Origin of the sequence: Granulicella mallensis (assembly GCF_014203225.1) — a bacterium.
In the GTDB taxonomy this organism is placed as follows: domain Bacteria; phylum Acidobacteriota; class Terriglobia; order Terriglobales; family Acidobacteriaceae; genus Granulicella; species Granulicella mallensis_A.
This window is the reverse complement of the sequence record NZ_JACHIO010000002.1, coordinates 136,550-156,622: the sequence shown is the minus strand read 5'-3', so window position 1 is coordinate 156,622 and position 20,073 is coordinate 136,550. Positions and strand designations below refer to the sequence as shown.

Here is a 20,073-nt window from a genome sequence, read left to right as displayed (position 1 = left end):
ACTATGCGTCTAAAAGAAAGCAGGAACGGGGACATAGTTTGTAGAATGAATCCCTGTGTGCGAAGTACCTTCCCGGTGCGGCATGGCAGACCGCAGTACGCAAAATATTGTTTCAGTCTGGAATAAGCTCCTCGTTTTGTAACTTATGGCCGATACCGATATCCTCCCCCCCGACAACCCCCAACACGCTGACGCGTCCCTTCGTCCAGCCGAAGAAGCACTGCATCTGACCGGCGAGATCAAGGAAGAAGGCGTCTTTGCCTCTCTCGTATCCAGCTTTCGCGATGTTTTTTTTCCGGCTAAACTGCCCCCTCTCGTGCTCCAGTCCAAGCCGGTGGCCGTCGTGGACCGCATGGCTACCAAGCGGAGCCCTGCCTCGACCGCGGGTGCAGTGGCCCTTCACGTCGTCGCGATTCTTCTGATCGCGCTCCTGATAGCGCATCAGGTACATATTGCGCCGCCAGTCAAGAAGACGGTGATCCTGACGGATATCGTTCCGCCCCCACCGCCCCCAGTAGCTCCAAGACCCTCCCAGATTGGCGGCGGCGGCGGGCAACACGACCTCGCACCGGTGACGCAGGGACATCTGCCGAAGCTGGCGCAGCAGCAGATTGTTCCACCCAAGGCTCCTCCCACCATCGCTCCCAAGCTCGCTGTGGAGCCTACGGTCGTCGTTCAGCCTGACCTGAAGATGGCCAACAACACGATGCCGAACATCGGCGCGCCTAACTCGACGCTCAAGGGCTTCTCGATGGGCAATGGCAACGGCTCAGGCATCGGTTCAGGCAACGGCAATGGCATTGGGCCGGGTTCCGGAGGCAATACGGGCGGTGGCGTGATGCACCCGGGCGGCGCGGTAAAGGCACCGATCCCGATCTTTACTCCTGACCCCGAGTTCTCGGAAGAGGCCCGCAAAGCCAAGTTTTCAGGCAATGTAGTGGTTTATCTGTGGGTCGATGAGCAGGGACATCCATCCCATATCAAGGTCTCTCGCGGCGTGGGAATGGGATTGGATGAGAAGGCTATCGAAGCCGTTCGCCAGTACAAGTTCAAGCCCGCGATGCTCAACGGCAAGCCTGTCAAGGTAGATATGTACGTTGAGGTTAACTTCCAGATCTTCTAAGTCCTTGATGCCAGGACAAGAAAAAGCCAGGTTTCGCCATACCAATATGGCGAAACCTGGCTTTTCAGGAAATCTACCCGTGAGTTGCGAGGACTCCGGCTTCCGCGAAGGTCAGGTTTTCAGCAGGACTGTCGGTTGCTTCCTTCCAGGCATTGAAGAGTGCCCCATAGCTTAGGGTGGAGCAGGTTTCGGGATCGATGCCTAGTTGCTGCAGTACCGCATCAATCCAGGCCGGCTCGCCCTCCAGTTCGGCCCACAGACCGATAGGGGTTTCGTCGAGCACAAGGTGTCCGCCGCCTTCCGCTACCCACTCGGTTCGGTACTTCTCGTAACGGAACACCGGAGCATAGCCCAACTGGTTGAAGATCTCTGCAAGAGCCTCGGCATCTTCTACGACACTCTCGGTCTCGATCCGCGTCTTATAGCGCGCACCCGCATCCCCATTGGTCGATTGCCGTTTGTGGGTCACCGTGTTGCGGGTGCCGTATTGCCGCAATCGCAAGAGCTGTTTGCCGGCACGCAACGTACGTTCCGGGGTGTCATAGAGAGTGTTACTCTCGAAGGTTCGTTCCGTTTCGAGCCGAAAACCAAGCTCACTTGCGGATGACCGGAACCTCCGTTCATCCGTCACAGGAAACTTCAGTTCGATCTCCGCACCGTGCATGCGGTTCAGTATACGTTCGGTTGGGCATGATAGGCCCACTACCCTAAAAGAAACATAGAGAGCCGGATATCCTGAAAGAACCTATGACGACGCTTCACCTCCACGCCGAAGACCCAGGGGATATCTCCCGTGCCGCTGACCTGCTGCGTTCCGGCGGAACGGTGGCCTTTGCCACGGAGACGGTCTACGGCCTGGGCGCCAATGCGCTCTCTGAGGCAGCAGTGGCCAGGATCTTCGAGGCCAAGCAACGGCCCTCCTGGGACCCGCTCATCGTTCATCTTTCTTCTGTGGCCGATATCTCTTCTATTACCAACGTGGAAGGGGAGTTGCAGCGTCGCGTCGATCTTCTGGCGGAGGCGTTCTGGCCGGGGCCGCTTACGCTATTGCTGCCGCGCAAGGCTGTTGTGCCGGACTCCGTCACGGCTGGTCGGCCACTCGTAGGGGTGCGCGTCCCATCCCATCCAGCGGCGCTCGCTTTGCTGCGGGCTACTGGATTACCGATTGCCGCCCCCAGTGCCAATACCTTTGGCCATACAAGCCCCACGACGGCTGCCCACGTTCTGGCGGATCTGGAGGGACGCATCGACGCGGTGCTCGATGCAGGTCCCACATCGGTTGGGTTGGAATCTACTGTCATTGACCCGGCACAGACGCCTATGGTGCTGTATCGCCCGGGTGCCGTCACGGCAGAACAGATTGCTGCTGCGACTGACGTACCTGTTGAGATCTTTCGCGCGGCTGGAACTCTTCCGACACAGCCAAAAGAATCTTTGCCATCACCAGGTGTCGGCATTCGGCATTATGCTCCGCGGGCACGTCTGATCCTGGTGGAAGGTTCTGAGGAGGCGTTGAGACAGGCGTTGCGGGAGGTGCTGGCTCAAGGGGGAGAACGGGTCGGCGTGCTTCTACCCGATGGCTGGCGACTAGATGCCTCAGCCCTGATTGAACCCTGGGCCGCGTGGGAGGATCAGGCTGCTCTGGCTGCTGCGTTGTTTGCTGGCCTGCGGGCTCTCGACGATCGTGGAGCCACGATCATTCTCTGTCCGTTGCCACTCTCCGGCGGTCTTAATGACGCGATTCGGGATCGGCTGGAGAAGGCGGCGCGGCAGGCGTAGGCACTACTTCATGACGCTCTTGCCTGCCAAGGCTTCGCTGGCCTTGTACATGTACTTGATGCCGCTCTTATAGATCATCATCCGCCGCCGTCCAGCCTTTAGTTTAACAACACACTTGTCGTACCACTCGATGACTCCGTTGATCTCCTCGCCATCTTCGAGCACGACGGTCATCTCGGTGTGCTGCTGTACCTGCTTCTGGAAGTAGAAGACCTCGGCATGGGAGCTCTCGGGAACACTATGCGTATCGGACATCGCATGGGTTAACGGATCGTCGCTGTGCAGGGAATCGCGTCGCTGATTGCCAATGGGCAAATGGGGGCGCACCAGCTTGCGCGTCCCGTTGAAGGCGCTAGCCTCGGCCTTGCGTGCGATCTCGGTCAAATCGTTCAATATCCTCTCCGGTTCAAAACCTGCCCGCATCTGAAGCGACGCGAGGAGGCGTGTTTCATCACGGCGCTTGGCCGCACAAATTAACGTTGTAGAGCAATCGTTGTACGGAAGACGCGCTACAGCGTCGAATGGTTTCGCAGAAATTGCAAAGTCTATTACAGGATATTCCTATAACCGGCCAGCTACTCCCAGCTCGGCTGCGAACGCATCCAGGCTCAGGCTGCGCAGCAGATTGCGCCGCATCCCGCTCTGGACCGCATCCAGGCCTCGGACAGCCTCTTCAAGCCACGCAAAATCAACGCTTTCTGAGAATCTACGAAGTTCTTCTCGAATATCCGTATTGCGAATGCGCTCGGGAGAACCACCCTGCAGCAGCAGAACGTCCTCCAGCACGCTTGCCAGCGCCCGCAGCAGGGCCGTGGTCTTCGCCTGCCCCTCCGCCCCGGCGCGATAGGTTTCCGTCATCCGGAACAGGGAAGAGTGATCGCCGGTCTGCACCGCTCCGCGCATGATAATCAGCGCATCCGCTCGTGCTGCGACATATTCGGCAAGATTGAAGCCCAGTGCACGCCCGACTGCCCCTTCGCTCAGCCGCGCCAGCAGGGCACGTTCTGTCTTGTTGCTCTCCGGCCGGAGCCGTGTCAGCAGAGTCTCGATCTCCTCTGCGGGAAGGGCTCCCAGGCGTACGATCGCGCAGCGCGACCGGATGGTCGGAAGCAGCTCTCCGAGGTTCTCCGCAAGAATCAGAATGTGCGCATAGGTCGGCGGCTCTTCCAAAACCTTCAGCAGGGAGTTGGCTGCTTCTTTCATGAACGAGGCAGTGGTGATGATGAAGACCTTCGCCGGGGCCTCGGAAGGCATGCGTTGGGAGCGGCCGATGAGTGTCCGCACCTGTCCGAGCTTGATCAGCAGTTGTGGGGGGTCGGGTGGCAGAATCAGCACGTCCGGATGTGTCTGTACCAGTACGCGCGTGTCTTTCTTGTCGGTCTCGCGCATGTCCTCGCGCGCCGCGACGGCCTCTTCGACCTTCTGTTCCAGCTCCGCGCTTTCGGCTATGCGGGTGCAGTTGCGGCAGACGCCGCAGAAGTTTGCCAGCGGACGTCCATCGGGAGCGGTCTCACGCGGCTGCTGCTCGCACTGCAGGGCCATCGTCAGCATGAGCGCGAGGGTGTACTTGCCCGCGCCACGCGGGCCGGCCACGATCATCGAGTGCGGCAGACGTCCGGCAGCAATGGCCGCGCGCAGGCTTTCAACCGTCGAGGGGTTGCCGAGAAACTCCGCAAAGCTGGAAGGAATTGCCATCTCTTCCAGCCTATCGCACCTGGCCGGGGTGTTCCGGCACGGCTTGAGGAAAGCGCTCGCGAGGAATCATGATCATTGGAAATTTAGGCCGCAAGGTAATCTTTGCCTGGGCTACGACGGGATAGCGATTCACGAACTCCAGCCGCCACTTTTGCGCGATGGTCGCGAGAGAAAGTACCCCCTCCATCCACGCAAAGCCTTCTCCGATGCATTGCCGACGGCCGCCGCCAAAAGGGAAGTACACGAATCGCGGCCGTTCGGCCTTGGCTTCAGGAGTGTGGCGTTCGGGCCGAAACGCCTCGGGTTCGTCCCAGAACTCGGCGGAGCGATGCATGACATATTGGCTGAAGAAAAAATGCGCTCCCGGCGGAATCCTGTATGGGCCAAGCTCAACGGCCTTCGTCGACCTTCGTCCCATGGCCCAGGCTGGCGGATAAAGCCGCATGGCCTCTGCAAAGACCATCTCCGTATAGCGCAGGTTGGGATACTCCTGCATGGTGACGGGGCGACCGCCGAGCACCTGGTCGATCTCCGCCTCCATACGCGCGGCGACCTCGGGATTCTGGCTCAGCAGATACCAGGTCCAGCTCAGTGCATTGGCAACGGTCTCGTACCCGGCAAGAAAGATCGTCAGCGTCTCATCGCGGAGCTGCTTATCACTCATGCCGTCGGGGTCGCCTTCTGCCGCAGCCTCGTCTCGCGCGGCCACAAGCTCCGAGAGCAGATCGCCCCGGCTCTCCAGGTCTTCCCTCGAGAGTGCTCTACGGCTGGCAATCATGCGCTCCACAATCACATCCAACCGTGCGCGCGAGCGGCGAAACTTCATGACTCCCGGAATCGGCCAGTGCAGCACTCTCTCCAGTCTTGGAAAGGCGACCAGGTAGTTGTAGAGGCCCATGATCGTGTCGACCTCATCGGCCACGGACAAGACCTCCGGCGTTACCTCGGTATCGAACAATGTTCGCGCTACGATGCGCAGGCTGAGCTGCATCATCGACTCGGCAACGTCGAACTCCACATCTTTCTTCCACCCATCGCGTATCGTGGCCGCGCTGGCGGCAATCTGTTCGGCGTAGCCCGCAATCCGCTGGCGATGAAAGGCCGGTGCGGCGATGCGCCGTTGCCGCATGTGGATCGGGTCGTCGGAGGTGATCAGTCCTTCGCCCAGCAGGATCTTCATCCGTTGCAGCGTCCGCTCTTTGACGAAGCTGCCTGCCTGGTTAATCAGGATCTCCTGAATCCAGGCAGGGTCGTTCACAAAGACGATCAAGGTTCCCATGAACCGGTAGTGCGCAATCGGTCCGAAGGTCTTATGCAGATGCTCGAACAGGGGAATGGGCTCGCCAAAACTGACCCAGGCGCGCCGCATATAAAAGGGAAGCGCCTTGCGCAGGCCAGGGGGCAGGCGCCAACTACCTTCTTCCTTCGCCTGAACGTAATCGTCGTTTTCAGCCATTTACTGTGCCATGCGTTCGTGAACGATGGTGCGGATATGCTCTGCAATCGCTTCGATGCTGGCTTCCTCTTCAATCGTTACGACACGCTCGGAGTCCCGCCGGGCAATCTCGACGTATTGGTCATAGATTCGCCGATAGAACTCATCGCCTTCGCGCTCGAAGCGATTCTCATCCGTACCGCGCGTCCGGACGTTGCGTTCATTGCGGCGTCTGGCGCGGGCCAGGGAACCCTCCAATGGTGGGAGGAGAAGAATCGTCAGCTCCGGCTGGAAGCCGTCGCAGACGGCGGCATGCATCGCCCGAATTCGCTCGCTCCCGAGCCCACGCCCTGCTCCCTGGTAAGCCTCGGAGGAGTCGGTGTAACGGTCACAGAGCACCACCGCGCCCTCTGCCAGCGCAGGATGAATCACATGTGCCAGAGACTGCGCACGGTCGGCGAACATCAGCGCCATCTCGGCTGTCGGGGCAATACCGCCAAGTTCGGATTCCGTACGGGAGTCCAGCAGAACGCTGCGAATGCGATCGCCCAGAGCAGTTCCTCCCGGTTGACGCAGTGTAACTACGCGAAGGCCCTCGGCCTCCAGCGCTGCGGCCAGACGCCGCAACTGGGTCGTCTTGCCCGACCCATCCAAACCCTCAAACGTAATGAAAAAACCTCGGCTCACGAAGCTGAGTTTACTGCACGACTTTCAATGGCATCGAAGAACCAGTCTTGCTTTTCTGTTTGTCATTCCGAGCGCAGCGAGGAACCTGCTGTCTCCCGCTCTTCGCCTATGCCATCGCAAAAGCTGTTCTGCAACGAAATAACACCTTTGCTTTTTGCATACGCTTTCGGAAGCATAAGCAAAAAACGGGAGACAGCAGGTTCCTCGCTACGCTCGGAATGACAACCAGAAAGGCAAAGGCAAATGCCTTAGCGATGCAACTGCGTGTTCCACGTTGCGCTGGTGGCAGAGAGGGCCACCGTGAGACGGCCCTGCAATCCCTCCTGCAACTCCGGCCCTGCCACCGTGTGTTCCTTCCGTGCGGAATCCGTCCAAATCACCTTGGTCGGGCCATTGCCAAGAATCTTGAACCGGTAGTGATACTCGCCCCCTGCCGCCAGGGTTTCGGTCCCAAAGCTGGCACTTGGATAGTCCAGCTCCACCAGCGATACGGCAGCACCAGAGTCGTTCCGCACTACAGCTTCGACGTAGGCTGAATGGCAGCCTGAAGCCGCCAGCAAAACAAATCCTGCAAGCCCACTGATCGCAAAAGATCTCCGTCTATCCATAGCCACAAGCCTACCAGTCACTTCGCATCTCTTTCGCTGGATTTCAGGCGGCGCAGCAGTTCGGGTAGTCGATTCACGGCAGCTACCGTTCGCAGCCATGCCCGGTTGTCCATCGCCGGATACCCGCTCACCACCGCTCCCGGCGCCACATCCGAAGGAATTCCACTCTGCGCTGTGGCCACAGCGCCATCGCCAACCGTCAGATGCCCGGCAACCCCCACCTGGCCGGCAAGGATGACATTCTTGCCAATCGTGGTCGATCCTGCGAGCCCAACCTGGGCGCAGAGCAGCGTGTTTTCTCCAACCGTGGAACCATGCCCGACCTGCACCAGGTTATCGACCTTGGCGCCCCGCCCGATCCGCGTCTCCCCGATGGAGGCGCGGTCGATGCAGGCGTTGGCCTGTACTTCCACGGAGTCTTCCAGAACAGCAGGGCCGGACTGCACGATCTTGACCCAGCGTCCCTCTGCCCCCTTGGCAAAGCCGAAGCCGTCCGCTCCGACGATCGCTCCATTCTGGAGCACGACGTCATTTCCCAGCCGGCAACCCTCGCGGACCACGGCATGCGCATGCGCAAAGAAACGGTCGCCGATCGTTACCTCCGGATAGATCACCACATGGGGAAGCAGGACTGCGTCATTCCCTATAGCGCACCCAGCAGAGATCACGACATAGGCCCCAATATGCGCGTTGCTGCCAACGCTGGCGCTGGGATCGATCACTGCTGTCGGATGAATGCCAGAGGCATACACCGGGGGCTGATAGAAGACTTCGATCGCTTTGGCAAACGCCAGATAGGGATTTTTGATCCGCAGCGTGGGAACGCCGATGACGGCAAACTCCGGCTCTACGATTACGGCCGCTGCCCGGGTCGAGCGGGCCAGCCCGGCATACTTGGGATTGGCGACAAACGTCACGTGCCCGGGGCCGGCATCTTCTATACCTGCGATTCCCGTGACTTCTACTTCACCCGGAGCTTCCTGCCCGTCGCTCGTTACCAGTTCCGCGCCCAGGCGCTCTGCCAGATCCTTCAGCTTCATGTTCGCGATTGTATCGAAGGCTTGGATCTACTCTCCGAAGAGCTCGGTCTGGATCGTGCTTACAACGCGAGCTGCCGTCTTCTGCTTGGAGGCGGCACCGATAAAGCCCAACACCTGAACCGAGATCAGGGCTGCTCTTGGAACGAAGAGGCGCTGGGTGTTCGACCGTGCATCGGGCGGGGAGACCGTAAGCCCGCGATCTTCGAGAAGAGACTCGATAAAACCCAGATCGAAGTTTGCCAGCCCTTCGAGAGAATCGTTGTCCCGGAACCCGAGCTTGAGCCAGAGACCCTCGGCACGCGGCCTGCTCAGAAAGCTGCGCCGCCCAATCTGTTCCGGATCGGTTCCACCCTCAAGATTGAAATCCTTTACATAAGCAATCGTCTTGATCTGGTTCAGCGCAAGGGGGATCACGCGTCCTGAGGTGTCGAGGACCTCAACCGTTTCGCCAGAAACAAAGCCGTTCTGCGGCAGATAGCCCCAGGTGACAGAGCCGTCGAACTGACGAACCACCGTTTTCTTCTGTGCGATTGCCATAGGGCAGAATTGCCAGTTTGTCGGATTGTCGCATAGGGCTGTCATAAACAGCCAAAATCGTGAAATTTCGGGTAAAGCGAGCCCTCCACCGGGGGGAGCTGGAGGGTGTCCTGCGAAACCGTAGCAAAAATGGTGCAAAAAACTGGTAAAAGTAATAGTCATCGTGTAGAATCTAGGTTTGCGTCGAGCCTTCAGCGCTCTCCAAATAGTTGATTCGCCGCAAGTTACACCACGGTTCAGAAGCGCCTCAGAACCATCCGGAGCGAAGAGCAAAAAACGATGGCTGATTACATCTATCTGCTGCAAACCCGACTGACAGGCGCACAACAACAGGCTCTGGCAAAGGTTCGTGATGTCGCGCGTGCGCACGGCATGACTGTTTTTCTCGTTGGTGGGGCCGTCCGCGACCTTACGAGCGGTTCACCCATCCGTGATCTTGACGTTACAGTTCAGGGAAATGCATTAAAGCTCAAGAAAGACCTGCAGCATGCTGGCGCAGTCCTGGTCGGCGAGTCCGATCTCATGCAGGCGCTTTACTTTACGTTTCCGGGTGGCATTCGCCTGGAAGTGGGTTCAACCCTTTCGGTCACCTATCCGAAGCCGGGTAAACCTGTTGTGAAGGCCGCGACCATCCTCGACGACCTGCGCCGCCGCGACTTTACCGCGAACGCCATGGCCATCTCGCTGAATGAGGGTTCCTATGGCCTGCTGATGGACCCGCTCAATGGCGTTGCCGATATCGACAACCGCGAACTGCGGCTGGTGTCCAACTATGGGTTCATCGAAGATCCTGCCCGTATGATTCGTGCGGCACGTTTTGGCGCACGCCTGGGTTGGCACATGGAAGAGAAGACCCAGCAGCGCTACGACACGGGCAAGGCTGAAGGCTACATCTCCGCCATGGGCAGTGCTGAGCGCGGCTATGAGACCGAAGAGATCTTCCACGAGGAAGATCCGCTTCGGGTGCTGCGCCGTCTGGAGTCCGAGGGCTGGAACAAGTTCCTGTTCCCGGCATGGACATCGGCAAAGGCCAACGAGACCGAGTTGAACCGGCTGCGCGACACGGTGGGCCAGCTTGAAGCGATGGGCATCCACCCTGATCCTTCCGCGGCCTACTTTCCGCTGCTGACCGCAAAGCTTGCACCTAAGGACGTCGCGGACCTCAAGGCGAGCTTTGCACGTCCAGGATTTGTGAATCAGATCGCCGCACTTGAGGGCGAAACAAAGAACTTTGCCACACAGTTTACGAGCAAGGCGGCTGCCGCTCCTTCCGACGCCTGGAAGATGTTGATGTCCGCCGTTCCCGAGCAAGTCCTGTGGCTGGCTCATAGCTCCAAGACCGCGGCTATTCAGGCACGCTTCAAGGCCTTCTTTGAAGAATGGCCGCAAGCCCGTCAACGCATTCCGTATCAGTTGATGCAGGAGATGCGCATCACCCCCGAACTGCCCGGCTATAACGACCTGATTGGCGAGCTTTTCTTTGCCATTATGGACGGCAAGCTCGATACCCCTGAGACAGCCAGGGCCTATCTGGAGCCGTATTCTCCCCCAGCACCGCCGCCGCCGATAAATCTGCGTCGTCGTGCTGTGAAGAAGGAAGCGAAGGTTCCCAAGTCTCGGAGCAAGAAGGTTGTGGCCGAGTCTGAGGATTCCAGCGACGTCGAATCCGTGACCGCACCTGCCGCACACAAGGAACCGGCAGTCGCTCCGGTGAAGGCAAAGCCGGTTGCGGCAAAAGCTGCGGCTTCTAAGGCTGAGACGCCTAAGCCAGTGGCTGCCAAGCCTGCGGCCAAGGCTCCGGAGAAGAAGGCTGTGGCTGGAAAGAAAGTGGAAGCCAAGGCTGCAGTCAAGAAGGCTGCTCCTAAGCCAGCTCCCGCCAAGAAGGCCGTAAAAGCCCCCGCGAAAAAAGCTACTAAGGCAGCGGTAAAGGCCATTAAGCATAAGACAGCCACGACTCCCGCGAAGAAAGCGGTCAAGGCTGCGCCTGCAAAGAAAGCCGCTCCGAAGAAGAACCTGAAGCCGGCTCCGAAGCCCAAGGTTCCGGCGAAGGCCAAGCCTAAGTCTCCTGCCAAGAAAAAGGCGCCCGCAAAGGCTCGTCGCTAATCGATACTGATTGAGACACACCCTGGCGTGAAGTCATCTCGCAAGGTGGAGGACTCATGCAAGGTCTGCGGCGATCCGACTGGGGAGATCTGATGGCTCTCCTGGTAAGCGTGGTAGCTGCGACTGTGGCTCCGCTACAGGTGCTTATCCTTTCGTACGCCTTTCTTGGACCCTTCCACTACCTCACTGAAATTGCCTGGCTGCGCGGAAAGCAGTTTTACTTTGGCAAAGGCCTGGTTTCGCCACGTGTCTATGCACTGCTGGCTATCGGCATGTCGATCCTGGCGCTGGTCGAGGGGCTTGCAAAGAGAGCTGACTTCGCCTTCTGGATCGTCGGTGTTCTCCTGCTACTTTCCCTCACGGTATGGGTCCGCAATGCTTATCTCATCGCGATGATTGCGTTAGCCGCTGTGGGTGTGTCCTTCGTTCTGCGGACCTGGGTGTATTTCATCAGCACCATGGTGCCGACACTGGTACATGTCTTCTTCTTTACCCTGGCCTTTATGGTGAGCGGTGCGCTGCGGGACAAGCGGACGACCCTATTGAAGTGGCTCAACCCTGGACTGCTGGCCGCCTTTCCGCTACTGCTGCTCTTCCTGCCGATGCACTATTCCGCGCCCAGCGGTTTTTGGTTATGGGCTGAGTCGGCAAGCTTCGCCGCGATCCACGCGAAGCTCGCAGGCGATCTGCATCACACGCTGCTGTTGAACTCGAAGCTGTTCAACGATCCCGTGGTTGCAGGCTTGCTGAGGCTGTTTGCGTTCATCTACCTCTACCACTATCTGAACTGGTTTGCGAAGACCGAGCTGCTGCAGTGGCATAAGACTTCGAGACGAGGATGGGTGGGGATACTCACGCTGTATGCCGCATCGATCGCGATCTATGCGTGGAACTTCCGTATAGGTCTCGTTGTATCGACCTTTCTAAGCGTGCTGCATGTGCTGTTGGAGTTCCCGCTGAACTGGCACACACTGCGGTTCCTGACGCTTCGATGGCGTGGGGAACGTGCGGAGGCAACGACCGGTAGCCGGACGCAGCTTCAGGTTCCTCTTTAGGGTGTGCCTGACGAATTGACGACTACGTTTTTGCTGTTGTATTTGAGATAGGCCCGGGCTTTAGCCTAGGCCTATCTCAAATACAACAGCAAAGAGAAAGATGTCTTCAATTCGTCAGATGTGACTTTAATCCCGGATGCGCTTCTTGACCTCAACGCTGAGCCGCTTGATCTTCTGGTTCAGCGTTGAGAGCGGAATCCGGAAGTACTCCGCTGCTTCCGTCTGGTTCCAGTTGCAGCGCTCGAGACGGTCGGCGATGATGCGCCGTTCAATCTCTTCCATGACATCGAACAGGGAGGCATCAGGCTTCTGTTCCAGCAGGCTCGTCGAGTAGCTGGTCCCGCGGAGTTGTGCGGGCAGAAGTTCGGGTGTGATCTCCGTGCTGCTGGAGAGTACAACGCCGCGCTCCATTGCATTCTCCAGTTCGCGTACATTGCCGGGCCACTCGTAGTCCATCATGACGCGCAACGCCTCCGGAGAAAGCACGCGCGCCGGGAAACCGTTTTCTTCCGCGTAGAACTTTAGATAGTGCGCCGCAAGCAAGGGAATATCTTCTTTCCGTGCGCGAAGCGGCGGCAGTTCGAGGCAGATGACATTCAGGCGGTAGAAGAGGTCTTCGCGGAAGCGCCCTTCTTTGACAGCGTTCTGGAGATTCACGTTGGTGGCGGCGACGATGCGGACATCCACCTGGATCTCGTGCGTTCCGCCAAGATGCATGAAGCGGCGATCCTGGAGCACGCGCAGCAGCTTGGCCTGCATGTCCATGCTCATGGTGCCGATCTCATCGAGGAAGAGCGTTCCCCCATCGGCGACTTCGAAGAGGCCCTTCTTCGCGGCTACTGCAGAAGTAAACGCACCACGCTCATGACCGAACAGGGTCGACTCAAGAAGATCCGACGGTACTGAGCCCGTGTTGACAGGGATGAAGGCGTGGTCGCGGCGGGGCGAGTTCGCATGGATGGCTTTGGCTATGAGTTCCTTGCCGGTGCCGCTTTCGCCCTGGATCAGCACGGTCGAACGACTGGGAGCTACCTGCGCCACCATGTCGAAGAGCCGCAACATGACGTCGCTTTTGCCGACGATATTGTGGAAGGAGTAACGCTGCTTCAGCGTGCGCTTGAGTTGCACGACCTCCTGCTCGGCGAGGTTGCGGCCGATCGCCGCACGAATGTCGGCCAGCAGCTTTTCATTATCCCAGGGCTTCTGGACGAAGTTGGCAGCGCCGGCGCGGATGGCATCCACGACGTTCCCAACGGTGCCATAGGCCGTAATCATGATGACCGGAAGATCCGGCACGAGAGACTTGATGCGTGGCAGCAGGTCGATGCCGCTATCGCCCGGCAGGGCTAAATCCAGCAGCAATAAATCGTAGTGGTGACGCGCCAGGAGATCGAGCCCTGAAGATCCATCCACGGCCATCTCAACCGTAAAGTCTTCCAGCACCAGCAGGGTTTCGAGGGAGTCACGAATACCGGCTTCGTCGTCGATGATGAGGATCCGCTGACTACGCGCACTGCCTCCTGCCTGGGGTGAATCGGGTGCGTTTCGTTCTGTAACAGCGGTATTAGACATGTACTACCTTTCCTTCCAAACCAGCCGCGGTACTGGAGTCACTGGGACGCGGACGCACATTTTCGATAGCGGGGAACAATAGTCTGAAGGCCGTGCCCTCGCCGACTGTGCTGCTCGCCTCGATCGTTCCGCCATGCTCCTGCACGATGCCATAGGTCACTGCGAGCCCAAGCCCCGTGCCTTTGCGCTGGCCTTCTTTCGGATTGCTCTTGGTGGTGAAGAACGGATCGTAGATCTTGCGCAGTACCTCCGGCGGCATTCCTGGGCCGTCGTCCTCGAAGAGGATCTCTACACTATCTGACGTTTGCGAGGTCGAAATCTTGATACGTCCCGAGCCCTTGTCCTGCAGGGCGTCCTTGGCATTCATCATCATATTGACCGCAACCTGCTGCAGCTTGCCCAGGTTGCCGGAGATCGCCGGCAGTTGTGGGTCCAGGTGCATCTCCACGGCGACGCGGCCGGAGCGCAACTGGTGCTCTAACAACAGAGCTGTATCGCGCAGCATCGCATTGACATCTACCCGCGCAAAGTCGACGGTCCCCATGCGGGCAAAGTTCAGCAGGCCATTCACGATCTCTGAGGCACGGAAGGTTTGCTGCGTGATCTTTTCGAGTACAGGCTGCAGGCGCGCATGGTTGGCTTCGTCACCGCGAAGCTGCTTGCCGAGCATCTGGGTATAGCTGGAGATCACGGCCAGAGGTGTGTTGACTTCGTGCGCAACGCCGGCAGCCAGCAGGCCGATGGAAGACAGCTTCTCCGACTGCGTGAGCTGCTTCTCCATGTTGATGGAGTCGGTGATGTCATCGATGATGATGATGCGGCCCACCGCGCGGAAGTCGCGATTGAGCAGTGGCGCGATGGTGATGTTTGCCGTGCGGGACTCGCCCGTCGGCGTTGGGAGCCGAAACTTGTAGAGCGTACAGAGGCCCTGCTCGGCGCGCAGGCGGTCGAACTCCTGCAGGAACTCGACAGGGAAGACTTCGTTCAACGGGCGGCGCAGGGCTTCGGCGCGCGGCGTGGCGTACATGACCTCCATCTGCGCGTTCCAGCTCTCAATCCGGTCCTCGAGATCGACCGCAAACACACCGATGTTGATCGACTCGACGATGTTCTCGTTGAAGTCGCGCAGCCGCTCGAAGTCGAAGATCTTCTGTTCCAGGCGGCGATAAAGCTGCGCGTTCTGGATAGCAATACCGATGTAGCTGGCCAGCGATTCGAGCAGCTCGACGTCTTCGCTGGAGAGGAAGTCGCCTTCGCCCGTGCGGCCCAGTCCGAGTACTGCAATGGTGCTGAGACCACCGCCCTCGTGCCTGGCTACGCGACAGGGAACGTAGTAGTTGAGATCGAGCGTTGCCACGGTCTGTCGTTGAGGCTCGGGCAGTCGAAGCGCTGCCTGAGGGCTCTCAAAGAAGATGTGGTTATCGGCATCGCGGCGGTCGAAGTCCAGGAAGCCAAGATCGAAGCGGTCACTGGTGTCGCTGATCGCCTTGGACAGGCCGTGCGAAGCGATCAGCTTGAAGTGCGTACGCTGTCCGGGCAGTTCATCGTCGGCCAGGAATACGGCGACTCTCGTCAGCAGCAACGTCTGGGGCAGGCGCTCGACGATAGAGCCGACCAGAGCGCCAAGATCCGTCTGGGCGTTCAGCTCGCGGCCAAACTCCACCAGCGTTTCGCGGTAGTCGAGACGCTTCTGGTCGAAGACACGGTCCACGCGTGCCTGAATGGCACGCTTCAAGGGATCGAAGAGGAGTGCTGCCGCGATGATGGCGGCCACAAGGCCCCATTCGCGAAGGCCCGGCGGTAGCCGGTCAGCCGCCATGGCCGATGCCATCTTGGCTGTGAGCCCAACAACGCCGAAATAAAGCCCAACCAGGGCTGCTGTCGCCAGCGTGTACGTGACGCCGCGCTTGAAGATCAGGTCGACGTCCATCAGGCGGTAACGCACAATCGCCCAACTAAATGTCAGCGGCAGCAGAAGGATCGACAGTAGCGCTACCTTCGTCAGTGCGCCAGGAACGTTTGCGTCGAGCAGGAACGGAATGACGTAAAAGGCGGTGAACGGAAACACTGTCATCAGCGTTCCGCGCGAGAGCCATTTCAGTTGTTGCCGTTGGAGAGGCTGCTGCTCACGCCGATAGCGTATCCAGAAGACGAGCGCGGCAATGACGTAATAGGCCGCGAGGTACGCGTAATCGATCTGATCCAGCCGGTGCTGCAGGCGCCCGGTGCTCGACCAGAGATGGAACGAAAGAAAGCGCAGCACCAGCAGGGCTGCTCCAGGCAGATAGAGCAGGGAATAGAAAAACCGCCACGTTTTCTGCCGGGAACCCTCTCCCGTGAAAGAGACGGCAAAGTGCAGAAAGAGGGCCGGCTGCAGAGCCATCGCCAGGATATTGGCCCACAGGATGACCTGATCCAGGCCATCCAGCACTCCGGAGTACTGAAAGGCATAGAAGATGAAGGAGACGAGGCAGAAGACGTAAAAGTGCATCGACTTCGGCGCTGTCCAGCGCCGAAAGAGCACATAAAGTCCGATCGCCAGGTAGACCAGGGCGATCAATCGCAGCACGTAGTGATCTGCCCGATCCGTCGGCTCGAGGTAGACGACGGCAAGGATCTCCCGAACCATCGGCCTGCCGTTGCTGACGGTATTTCTCTGCAGGGAGTATGTTGCATGAGACCAGACGCCGCTGCGTTCGATCTCCCGTTCAAAGGAGGCAACCTTGGGGGTTGGGACGTCATTTCCCCCGGAGAGGATATCTCCGCGCCGAATAGCGGTAAGCACATCGCCGGTACGAATGCCCGCGCGGTATGCCGGGGTATCCCTGGGAACGATGTAGGCGCGCAGGCCACCTTCTGTTTCAGCCCAGTGAACACCGTCGGTAGGCGCGGAGTAGGAGCTCTCCTGCATCAAATTGGCAATCGACAGCCCGAACGCAGCGAGTGTAACAACCGCGAGCAGAATGGCCAACAGACGAGTTTGAGACCCAGCTTTCACACGAATACTCTTTTAAGAGATGATGTCCCCAGTGGACTGATAGCAACCCAGGGGCCAAAGGCCTTTTTGTTGCAATTGCGGGTACTTACGAGGTTTAGAGAGAACGTTATGCTTGGATTCATAGGCAAATACGGTTTTCTGGAGGCCTAAGTTCCATCTCTTCTTCTATTTTGCCGTATCCTGTGTGATTCCGCACGGACTTAAACCGGTTGCCCCCGACATGCAACTTCTGGGATACGAAGGGACAATATCCTCCGACCTTCGGCAGAATGCTGCCGCCCAAAATCCTGGAGCTCCTGCATATTCTTGAGGAAGAAGGCTTACTCGAATAGGTGCAGGATACTGGGGCTTATTTGTTTGAAAGTTTGCGCCAAATTGGCTCAGGCCAACCCCCGTTGCAGTGGAAGCCAGCAGGCAGGGATTGTTACAGAGGCTTGAACTTTCCTGGGCATGACAACCGTTGCAGAGGCAGTACAGGTTGAAGACGTCCTGCTCAATGTGTTGCAGGGAAACGTGTTACAGCTCCCCTCTCCTTCCTGCTGGAGAGGGAACACGTGGACTTTGCAATCGAGTTAATTTCACGTATTATTAATATAACGAGCGATGGGAGTGTGGAGTCGCCGTCTGCGCAGGATCAGAGTGAGGCTAACGCCGAAGTGATGGTTCCAGCGGCAGTTTAATTCAAAAGACATATTCGAAATGCTGGAACGGCACCATCTAGACCTCGACGGACTTCGCCTCTCGTACCTTGAAAAAGGTACGGCGACTGCGGGTGATCCTTCGTTCGTGCTCCTGCACGGTCTGATGGGATCGGCCGAGACCTTCCAGCCTCTGCTTGCGGAGATGCCCTCACACTGGCATGTGATCGCGCTCGATATGCCCGGCTCGGGACTCTCCGAACGCCGCGATGATCTTGCTGCCACCATGCCCGCAACGGCCGCCTTCATTGAGCGGTTCCTCGATTCTCTCGGTCTCGAAAAGCCCTGTTTGATAGGCCATTCGCACGGTGGAGCGGTTGCCTTGCGTCTTGCCCGGACCTCTCCGAACCGCGTTCGTTCGCTGGTTCTGCTGGGCCCCGCGCACCCTTATTTCAACGAAGCCGACCAGATCATCAAATTCTATCTCTCGCTTCCGGGCAGAATCTTTGCGTACACCATGCCCTGGTATCCGCAGTGGTTCCAGATGATGGGCCTGCGCCGTATGGCTGGTCCCCAGAGCTGGGACACGCCGGAGCGCCTCATGCCCTATCGGGCGAATCTCCGCATCCGCGGTACGATGTCACATCTTCTGCGCCTTTTGGGCACCTGGCATGAGGATATGGCTGAACTGCGCCATCTGCTGCGCAAGCCCGTCACGCAGCCCACGCTGATTCTCTGGGGAGATTGCGATCGGGCCGTTCCTGTGCGCACGGCCGAGAAGCTGCGCGCTCACCTGCGCCAGTCCGAGCTGCATGTTCTGCCAGGCGTCGGACATCGTCCCGCTGAAGAGCAGCCTGAGCTTACTGCCGGGTTGATTGAGTCGTGGATGCTGCGTGCCGAAGCTGCGGCCCATCAGCAGCACTACAAGCCGAACTCCTCTGCGAGCCAGAGCCGGATTCCTGCATTCATGGTTCCCAGCTTGGAAGCCGGCGACTGAGCGGTTCCCGCGAAGAAGTGGTCGGCACCCTCGACCCAGATCACACGCTTCGGTTCCTGCGCCGAGACCAGGACAGATTCCAGCACATCTTTAGGTCCGAACTGATCGTGGTCTCCACTGATGAAGAGCTTGGGCACAGCGCCGCAGCCAGGTAGAAACCCATACGTATAGTCGCGCCCCTCGGCGCGTACCGGCAGACCCAACCCCACCAGCCCTCGTACTCTTGCGTCGCCACAGCAGGCGCGAAAGCCAACGTTCGATCCAAACGAGAAACCCGCAAATAAGATCGGCAGCCGATATCTTTCGGTCATCCAGTCGAGCGCAGCCCTTACATCGTCGACCTCGCCGCGTCCTTCATCGTGCACACCTTCGCTCAGGCCGGTTCCGCGAAAGTTGAACCGCAACACAGGCAGGCCGAAGCTGGAAAACGCTTTGGCTGCGTGATAGACGACCTTGTTGTGCATGGTGCCGCCGCCGAGCGGATGCGGATGCGCGACGATGGCGGCGTAGAGAGCGTCCTCACGTCCGGTGTTGAGGATAGCTTCGAGCCGTCCGACTGGACCGTGCAGGTCTTCGACGGCTTTTACATGAGACTGAAAGGGAAGTGCGTCAGACATAGAGCTAGTTTAGAAGAAAGCGACCTCCGCGCCCTCTGCGTTAAAGAAGGGTGATAAGTCGCAGCCCTCGCCGTCAGGATTCATCGGCTCGGGTATTCTGGACTCGCATGGCAATCGACCCGATCCAACTCACGAAGCAGCTCGTCGACATTGAATCGACCACCTATCACGAAGCCCCGGCGGGTGAGTTCCTCGCGGAGTTTCTGGGGAAGCAGGGCTATGCTGTGGAGCGCCAGCCCGTGCCCCAGCCCGATCCCTCGAAGACACCCAACGGCGCCAGCGGCCCGCGCTTCAATGTGTATGCCGTGGAGCAGGGGATCATCCCCGATGTCGTGCTCTCGACCCACATGGACACCGTACCCCCATTCCTCGGCCCCTGCCGCGAGGACGCCGACTTTCTGTATGGCCGTGGGACCTGTGACGCGAAGGGCATCATCGCCGCGCAGATTGCCGCTGCCGAAAAGCTGCGTGCTGCCGGTGTTCGCGTAGGCCTGCTCTTCGTTGTCGGTGAAGAGCGTGACTCCGCAGGGGCGAAGATTGCGAATGAGAATCCACGCGGATCGCGCTTCCTGATCAATGGCGAGCCCACGGACAATCGTCTCGCGGTCGCCTCGAAGGGCTGCCTGCGCGTTGAACTCTTTGCGCATGGCAAGATGGCGCATTCGGCTTATCCCGAACTTGGTGAGTCCGCCGTCGATAAGCTCCTGGCCGCACTGCACGATATCCAGGCGCTGCCGCTGCCTGTCATTGAGGGCATCGGCGACTCGACGATGAACGTAGGCATCATCAAGGGCGGTGTGGCTCCAAACGTCATCGCCGATAAGGCAGAGGCGCATCTGTTGATCCGCCTTGTGGGGCCAGCGGACGAGACGCAGGCTGCGATCCTCAAGGCGGCTGCTGGACGTTGCGAGGTAAATTTTTCGCTGAAGCTGCCGTTCATCCAGATGCGTACGGTCGAAGGCTTCGAGACGATGGTCGCAAAGTTCACGACGGACATCCCCTCTCTCACCAACTGGGGTGAGCCGTTTCTGCTGGGACCGGGGAGCATCCATGTTGCGCATACGCCGGACGAGAAGATCAGCAAGAAAGAATTGCTGGACTGCGTGGATCTCTACGTCCAGCTTGCGACACACCTCGTATCTGTCTAACTAATCATCGAAAACCCAAGCCGCTTAGGTTAGGATAGGTT

Annotated in this window: 17 protein-coding genes; 6 read left to right on the top strand and 11 right to left on the bottom strand. The window is 58.8% G+C overall.

The genetic code is table 11. The annotated features are described in order from the left end of the window. The first annotated feature begins 145 nt into the window (after nt 1-145). Complete coding sequence (locus HDF15_RS02500) at nt 146-1,123, top strand: energy transducer TonB (protein WP_184252687.1); 978 nt, start codon at nt 146-148, stop codon at nt 1,121-1,123. Nucleotides 1,124-1,196: 73 nt separating this feature from the next. Here HDF15_RS02500 and HDF15_RS02495 read toward each other — a convergent pair whose 3' ends face one another. Then, nucleotides 1,197-1,787 (bottom strand): class IV adenylate cyclase, encoded by a 591-nt coding sequence (locus HDF15_RS02495; protein ID WP_184252686.1) that lies wholly within the window; start codon nt 1,785-1,787, stop codon nt 1,197-1,199. 83 nt (nt 1,788-1,870) lie between these two features. Between HDF15_RS02495 and HDF15_RS02490 the strand changes: the two genes are divergently transcribed. Next, on the top strand, nt 1,871-2,902 hold the full coding sequence (locus tag HDF15_RS02490) for an L-threonylcarbamoyladenylate synthase (RefSeq protein ID WP_184252685.1): 1,032 nt from the start codon (nt 1,871-1,873) through the stop codon (nt 2,900-2,902). A 3-nt stretch (nt 2,903-2,905) separates the two neighbouring features. On the opposite strand, the gene HDF15_RS02485 is transcribed toward HDF15_RS02490, so the two are convergent. The 7 genes from HDF15_RS02485 to HDF15_RS02455 form a co-directional block, all read right to left on the bottom strand. Continuing rightward, a complete protein-coding gene (locus HDF15_RS02485) occupies nt 2,906-3,295 on the bottom strand; it encodes an RNA chaperone Hfq (RefSeq protein ID WP_014265609.1) in 390 nt (129 codons plus the stop codon). 168 nt (nt 3,296-3,463) lie between these two features. Continuing rightward, complete coding sequence (locus HDF15_RS02480; protein WP_184252684.1) at nt 3,464-4,597, bottom strand: ATP-binding protein; 1,134 nt, start codon at nt 4,595-4,597, stop codon at nt 3,464-3,466. A gap of 10 nt (nt 4,598-4,607) precedes the next feature. Further along, nucleotides 4,608-6,053, bottom strand: a complete 1,446-nt coding sequence (locus tag HDF15_RS02475) for a cytochrome P450 (RefSeq protein ID WP_184252683.1) — start codon at nt 6,051-6,053, stop codon at nt 4,608-4,610. After that, nucleotides 6,054-6,719 carry a dTMP kinase gene (gene tmk / locus HDF15_RS02470; RefSeq protein WP_184252682.1) on the bottom strand — a complete coding sequence of 222 codons (666 nt, stop codon included), beginning with the start codon at nt 6,717-6,719 and terminating at the stop codon, nt 6,054-6,056. 248 nt (nt 6,720-6,967) lie between these two features. Continuing rightward, nucleotides 6,968-7,327, bottom strand: a complete 360-nt coding sequence (locus tag HDF15_RS02465) for a hypothetical protein (RefSeq protein WP_184252681.1) — start codon at nt 7,325-7,327, stop codon at nt 6,968-6,970. A 17-nt stretch (nt 7,328-7,344) separates the two neighbouring features. Then, nucleotides 7,345-8,367: a UDP-3-O-(3-hydroxymyristoyl)glucosamine N-acyltransferase gene (gene lpxD, locus HDF15_RS02460; protein WP_184252680.1), complete on the bottom strand. Its 1,023-nt coding sequence runs from the start codon at nt 8,365-8,367 to the stop codon at nt 7,345-7,347. 27 nt (nt 8,368-8,394) lie between these two features. Then, the gene (locus HDF15_RS02455; RefSeq protein WP_184252679.1) at nt 8,395-8,904 is read right to left on the bottom strand and encodes a DUF6982 domain-containing protein; all 510 of its coding nucleotides are present in this window, start codon (nt 8,902-8,904) and stop codon (nt 8,395-8,397) included. A 279-nt stretch (nt 8,905-9,183) separates the two neighbouring features. On the opposite strand from HDF15_RS02455, the gene HDF15_RS02450 reads away from it, so the two are divergent. Both HDF15_RS02450 and HDF15_RS02445 read left to right on the top strand, forming a co-directional pair. Next, on the top strand, nt 9,184-11,007 hold the full coding sequence (locus HDF15_RS02450) for a CCA tRNA nucleotidyltransferase (RefSeq protein ID WP_184252678.1): 1,824 nt from the start codon (nt 9,184-9,186) through the stop codon (nt 11,005-11,007). 56 nt (nt 11,008-11,063) lie between these two features. Further along, a complete protein-coding gene (locus HDF15_RS02445; protein WP_184252677.1) occupies nt 11,064-12,062 on the top strand; it encodes a hypothetical protein in 999 nt (332 codons plus the stop codon). Between the two features lie 126 nt (nt 12,063-12,188). Here HDF15_RS02445 and HDF15_RS02440 read toward each other — a convergent pair whose 3' ends face one another. Together HDF15_RS02440 and HDF15_RS02435 are read right to left on the bottom strand one after the other, a co-directional pair. After that, nucleotides 12,189-13,634 carry a sigma-54 dependent transcriptional regulator gene (locus HDF15_RS02440; protein ID WP_184252676.1) on the bottom strand — a complete coding sequence of 482 codons (1,446 nt, stop codon included), beginning with the start codon at nt 13,632-13,634 and terminating at the stop codon, nt 12,189-12,191. After that, nucleotides 13,627-16,632, bottom strand: a complete 3,006-nt coding sequence (locus HDF15_RS02435; RefSeq protein WP_184252675.1) for an ATP-binding protein — start codon at nt 16,630-16,632, stop codon at nt 13,627-13,629. The genes HDF15_RS02440 and HDF15_RS02435 overlap by 8 nt, the downstream gene beginning before the upstream one ends. Nucleotides 16,633-17,331: 699 nt before the next feature. Here HDF15_RS02435 and HDF15_RS02430 point away from each other — a divergent pair. Beyond that, nucleotides 17,332-18,267, top strand: coding sequence for an alpha/beta fold hydrolase (locus HDF15_RS02430; RefSeq protein ID WP_184252674.1), 936 nt, complete (start codon nt 17,332-17,334; stop codon nt 18,265-18,267). Here the strand turns inward: HDF15_RS02430 and HDF15_RS02425 are convergent. After that, a complete protein-coding gene (locus tag HDF15_RS02425; RefSeq protein WP_184252673.1) occupies nt 18,192-18,884 on the bottom strand; it encodes an alpha/beta hydrolase in 693 nt (230 codons plus the stop codon). The two genes, HDF15_RS02430 and HDF15_RS02425, sit on opposite strands and share 76 nt — an antisense overlap. Nucleotides 18,885-18,991: 107 nt before the next feature. Here HDF15_RS02425 and HDF15_RS02420 point away from each other — a divergent pair, with 107 nt between their 5' ends. After that, a complete protein-coding gene (locus HDF15_RS02420) occupies nt 18,992-20,032 on the top strand; it encodes a M20/M25/M40 family metallo-hydrolase (protein ID WP_184252672.1) in 1,041 nt (346 codons plus the stop codon). Nucleotides 20,033-20,073 lie beyond the last annotated feature (41 nt).